The organism is Lentilactobacillus kefiri (assembly GCF_007989105.1).
In the GTDB taxonomy this organism is placed as follows: domain Bacteria; phylum Bacillota; class Bacilli; order Lactobacillales; family Lactobacillaceae; genus Lentilactobacillus; species Lentilactobacillus kefiri.
Map to the genome: position 1 here is coordinate 1 of NZ_BJVK01000063.1, position 5017 is coordinate 5017.

5 protein-coding genes and 1 tRNA gene are annotated in these 5017 nt (G+C 42.1%); all 6 read right to left on the reverse strand.

What is annotated here, in order from left to right; all coding sequences use genetic code 11:
* Positions 1 to 19: 19 nt before the first annotated feature.
* The 6 genes from LKE01_RS11335 to LKE01_RS11360 all read right to left on the reverse strand — a co-directional run bounded on the left by LKE01_RS11335 (position 20) and on the right by LKE01_RS11360 (position 4937).
* Entirely contained in the window at positions 20 to 781 is a 762-nt protein-coding gene (locus LKE01_RS11335; protein WP_054769874.1) for an ABC transporter ATP-binding protein, read from the reverse strand.
* Complete coding sequence (locus LKE01_RS11340) at positions 762 to 1727, reverse strand: iron ABC transporter permease (protein WP_056983147.1); 966 nt, start codon at positions 1725 to 1727, stop codon at positions 762 to 764. The genes LKE01_RS11335 and LKE01_RS11340 overlap by 20 nt, the downstream gene beginning before the upstream one ends.
* On the reverse strand, positions 1724 to 2629 hold the full coding sequence (gene isdE, locus LKE01_RS11345) for a heme ABC transporter substrate-binding protein IsdE (protein WP_056983145.1): 906 nt from the start codon (positions 2627 to 2629) through the stop codon (positions 1724 to 1726). Before isdE ends, LKE01_RS11340 begins: the two co-directional genes overlap by 4 nt.
* Before the next feature lie 14 nt (positions 2630 to 2643).
* The gene (locus LKE01_RS11350; RefSeq protein WP_056983143.1) at positions 2644 to 3453 is read right to left on the reverse strand and encodes an NEAT domain-containing protein; all 810 of its coding nucleotides are present in this window, start codon (positions 3451 to 3453) and stop codon (positions 2644 to 2646) included.
* Positions 3437 to 4639 carry an NEAT domain-containing protein gene (locus tag LKE01_RS11355; protein ID WP_056983141.1) on the reverse strand — a complete coding sequence of 401 codons (1203 nt, stop codon included), beginning with the start codon at positions 4637 to 4639 and terminating at the stop codon, positions 3437 to 3439. Before LKE01_RS11355 ends, LKE01_RS11350 begins: the two co-directional genes overlap by 17 nt.
* Positions 4640 to 4864: 225 nt before the next feature.
* Positions 4865 to 4937 (reverse strand) — tRNA-Thr (locus tag LKE01_RS11360).
* Between the last annotated feature and the right edge of the window lie 80 nt (positions 4938 to 5017).

Consider the following 5017-nt stretch of genomic DNA (forward strand, 5'->3'; position numbering starts at 1 on the left):
GCCGGACAATTTTAAAAATTTAATCTGGAATTTCAACGATATATTTCCCATAACTCGGAACATCCACGATTTGGATGTTGGTATTAAAAATTGACGCCAGTAAGTCACGGTTATAGCATTTTTCCGGCTGCCCCGTTTCTATCAATCGACCGGCTTTTACCAGCCATAGTTCATCACTGATTTTGAAGGCTTGATTGATATCGTGGAGCACCATAATGATTGTAATGTGCTTTTGCTGGTTTAACTGTTTTAAAATCGTCATGAGCTTGGCTTGATAATGCATGTCCAAGTATGTTGTTGGTTCATCCAATAATAAATACTCGGGGTCCTGGGCCAATGCCGACGCCAGCCAGACCCGCTGTCGCTGACCACCCGATAACGAGGACAATGAGCGAGAAGCAAGTTGACTCAAATGGGTTGCTTGAATATATTCAGCCACCTCATCGTCAGAAATGTTGGCCAACAAATGATGATGGGAAAGCCGCCCCATTTTGACGACGTCCATCACTTGCATATCGTCAAATACATTATTTTGCTGGCTGACAACCGCAATCTTGGTTGCCAAAGCTTTCCGGGGAATTGTGGAAATTGACCGATTGTTTAAGTCAATCTCTCCGGCTGAGGGTTTCAAGATACCGGCCATCAGTTTCAACAAGGTTGATTTGCCGGCACCATTTGGACCAATGATTGATAAGATGCGTCCAGTTGGAATTGTGGCAGTCACTTTATTGAGCAGCATTGGTTGGTGTGGATAATGATAACTAACTTGATTTAATTCCATTAAAATTCTTCCTTTGCAGCATGATAATCAGGAATGGTCCCCCAATGACCGTCATGATGACGGCAGCTGACAGCTCACTTGGCAAAACCACAATTCTTCCAAAGGTGTCGACCACCAGCAGCAACCAGGCCCCTACCAGCATGGATAAGGGAATGATTGTCTGATAATCACGGCCAACCAGGTATCTAACAATGTTGGGAACGACAATCCCCATAAAAGGAATTGTTCCCACTACTGATGAGACACTTGAGGACAGGTAAACGACAACCAGCAGTAATGACAGTCGCATAACAGATGCTGAAACACCCTTCGTTTGGAGTTGCTCTGTCGACAGCTTCAAGTAATTTGCCCAAGGTGAAATCACAACGGCAGCTGCCATTCCGCTGACGCCCAAAAACAACAATCCTTCTGTTTGAGACCAGGTTATCCCGTTAAATGATCCAGTCAACGAAGCACCAAAACCATTTGAAAAAAGCTGTTCGAATCCGGTGAATGTCAACATCATGGCAACCCCAATAATGATCAACCGATACGGACTTCTTAACGCCGGACCTCTCGTCAGCAGGAACAAAGCAACTAAGCCACCAATGATTGCAAACAGCAGTTTACCAGCGAAAAAAGTTGGTAATATCATGGCACCGATCAGGATGAAAAAATCCGAAGCACTGGTGATACCCAAAATACTTGGATCCGCCAAAACATTTCTAAAGGCAGCTTGACTGGCGGCACCAGCAATTGCGAGCATCCCACCACAAAGCATGACCGCAAGAATGCGCGGCAACCTGATATTTGCAATAATCGACAGCTGATTGGGATTGGAGCCATTTAACGCAAGAATCATCTGGTGCGGAGAAATAAAGCTTGCCCCCACCATCATTGAAATGAAAATGGTGATGACAAGCATCACCAATATCACTGGATACCATATTTTTTCGGCACGACTCATTTGGAACCAGCCTCCTTTTGAGGATATAGCCAGTTCGAAACAATCTGGAGTGCCTTTGAAGCTTTCATGTTCGCGGTCGCATCAAAATTTGGCTCCGTTAAATCATAAACCCGGTGGTTCTTAACAGCAGGAAGCGTCTTCCACATTGGATCATGTTTAAAAGCAGCGTTGAATTGTGGAATGACAATGTTTGGAAGCGCATGAGCCAATCTCAAAATGACTTGAGGTTGGGCTTTTTTAATAGCTTCGTCATTTGGTGAAATGAATTCCTGAGTTTTTGAAGAAAAGACATTTTCACCGCCGGCAATCTGAACCAGATTCCCCACATAGGACTGATTGGTGGCAATCATGTATGATGCGCCTGGTAAGCCCATCAGGATTAAGACGCGTGGCTTTTGAGCATGCTTGTGGGCAACATTTTTAACCTGAGTTTCGGAATGGTTGATCTCATCAACCGCATTCTTGGCTTCGCTTGTCCGATCATACTGTTTTCCCATCGTCGTAATCGTCTTTTTAAGCGTTGCAACACTCGTTAAATTCAGAAAGTGAGGTTCAATGTGGCGCTGTTTAAATGCTTTGCCAAATTGATCTTGGAGTGTGGTAACCGAATAAACGACGGTTGGCTTCAAACTGGCAATCTTTTCAACATTGGGATTCATTGGATTTCCAACCCTGGCAACATGGGCATATCGAGCCGGAATTTTATTTTGGGTTGTTGGCACCCCAACCAAAGGCAGCTTTAACTTATCAGCGATTTGGACAACCGCGTATGTCGTCGCAACCACTCGAGCTTTTTTCTGATGATTGGCAGCACCAATTCGACTGACAAACACTCCGGCGAGTGCACCAACAACTAAGATCACGGAGAGGACAATTAAAGCAATTTTGCGAGTACCTTTCATGCTATTGCCCCCCTTTAATGTCTAAAGTAAATCCATAAGCCGGCTGAAATTCCGGCAATTAACGTCACCCCACCGACAATCCATGGAACACCACTCTTTTTAGCATGTGGCTTGTTGGCGTTGCGTTTGGCAGGTTTGGTTAAATTACTACTCTTGCTTGGCTGAGAAGATGCCTTTTTAGCAGGCGTTTTCTTCGGCTTTTGCGTATTCTTCGTTTGCTTCTTTACCTTACTTGATTTTTTAGGATGCTTTGTCGTCGTTTGATGACTAACTTGACTTGATTTCTTTGGCTGCTGTTGCTTCTTTTTCTGTTGAGCAACCTTAGCACTTGACGCACTAGCAGTCTGAGCTTTGACGACCGTCCGGTGACGGGTGCCCAAGCTTGGTAGTCCAGTTGTACTGAATTTAAATGAAATCAAATGGTGAGCTTTGTAGACTTTGGGAACGTCGATTGCTAATTTGGCATTGATGCGTTTCCTTAAATTATTGGTATAAAAAGAATAATAGACATGTGAATTTCCAGCACGGTCTTTAACCCGACGAACGTTGACCGGCGCCCGACCATTGACCCACATCACTTTTACTGGAAAGGACGATAAACTTTTAGCAGTTTTGATTTGCATCGTCACATAGTACAAATGATTTTTAACAACCACGTTAGCCGGCTTAACAAAGTAGCCGTCGGCCATTGACGTTTGATTTGTACCATAACGAAGTGGATGATAAGCAATTCTTTGTGCACTAACTGGGCTGGTTGACAGTAAAAACAAACCAGCCGCTATCAGCAATCCCCAAACCCACTTGGTTTTATTTGCTAATTTCATGATTATTCCCCCAAATAAAGGATAATCCTGATGCAATTGCTAAGCCAACAAGTGATAAACTCATTTGTTGGGTATCTCCGGTTTGAGGCAATTTGGCTTGAGATTTTGCTGATGAATTTAAATTAGTTGTACTTGCGACAACTGCAGCGTGTTTATGAGCTTTTGCAGGTGCCTTTTGACTGAACTTGAAACGAACTGGCCAAGTTGTATTGATTTGGGCTTGTGGAACTACCACATGAATGGAGCCTTTGATAATTTTCTTTAATGTCTTGAATGATGAAACGTTGAATGAATAAGTCATTGTGTAATAGTTCTTGGTTTTACCATAGTTCGTTACCGATGACTTTACTTTCCGACCGTTAATTGTAACCGGACGAACTGCTTTAGATCCCAACTTCAAATTCTTCTTATAAGCAACTTTCAATTGAACATTGTAGTGCTTGGCAATCTTTTTAATAACAGCAGTTCTTGTAAAGTATTTATTAGCCATGGATTTAGAATTGGCGTGACCTTTTAAGACAACGTATTTCCGCGTGGTAGTTGGAACACTGGTCTTAACAGACTTCTTTGTGACTGCTGGTTGTTGAACCGGTGCTGTTACAGAACTACTTGTAGAAGTTGGTGTTGATGTGGTTGCACTGCTTGAATCACTGGAAGCTGTCGGCGTGGTATTCTGATCAGTATTGGTATTGGAATTAGTATCAGAATTTGTGTCAGTGCTTGGGGTGGTATCTGACCCCTGTTGTTTTACAGCATCATTCCAACTAAATGAAAAGGTTGCGCTTTCCTGAATATGCCCAATAAGTGGAATGTTGTACAGAACGAAACTAACTGGAATGGTACTGTCAGGATTCTTCAGATTAAAAGTCAGAGTTCCATTGTTTCCAGAAGTGATCACTGGTGAGGCAGTTTGACCAGCCATTGTCACTGAGGCAATGTAATTTGCGCCGTTAGTGGTAATATCGGTCTTATAATTTCCCTGAGAAACCGTAACTTGTGCGGTTTGCTCAAAGAAATGATTAGCCATAGACTGTGAACTGCTTCCACTCTTTAACAAAGTAATGGGAACAGTGTATGAACCATCAGTTAAATTAGCAGAATCTGCGTTTGCAGCAGTTCCCCCAATAACTAAGAAAATAATTGCAACAAAAATAGCTTGAATAAAATGCACGAACCTTTTACGCATATGAAAATCCCCCTCAAAATATAAAAATAATGTACGTAGTAATTTTACCATTTATGAGGCTGTCGAGAACTGTAACTTGTGAATGAATTGCATAATTCCATTACTTTTTATAAAGCGTTTTCTTACCTAATACCTTATATATACTAAAAGAGCCCATTTAACAGGCTCATAACTGTTAAATGGGGTTCTTTATTTTGTCTTTTAACACGATGCTTTCACATATTAAGCCATTGCCAGGATTTGAACCTGGGACCTTTTCCTTACCATGGAAATGCTCTACCTTCTGAGCTACAACGGCGAGATCAATTTTTAGTCACAAATTGATATTATCAAAAAAAGCATCGATAGTAAATACTATCGATGCTTTCTAGTTTGCGC

Coding starts and splice junctions, on each gene's coding strand:
- LKE01_RS11340 (WP_056983147.1), bottom strand. CDS start 1,727: ATGAGTCGTGCCGAAAAAATATGGTATCCAGTGATATTGGTGATGCTT.
- isdE (WP_056983145.1), bottom strand. CDS start 2,629: ATGAAAGGTACTCGCAAAATTGCTTTAATTGTCCTCTCCGTGATCTTA.
- LKE01_RS11350 (WP_056983143.1), bottom strand. CDS start 3,453: ATGAAATTAGCAAATAAAACCAAGTGGGTTTGGGGATTGCTGATAGCG.
- LKE01_RS11355 (WP_056983141.1), bottom strand. CDS start 4,639: ATGCGTAAAAGGTTCGTGCATTTTATTCAAGCTATTTTTGTTGCAATT.
- LKE01_RS11335 (WP_054769874.1), bottom strand. CDS start 781: ATGGAATTAAATCAAGTTAGTTATCATTATCCACACCAACCAATGCTG.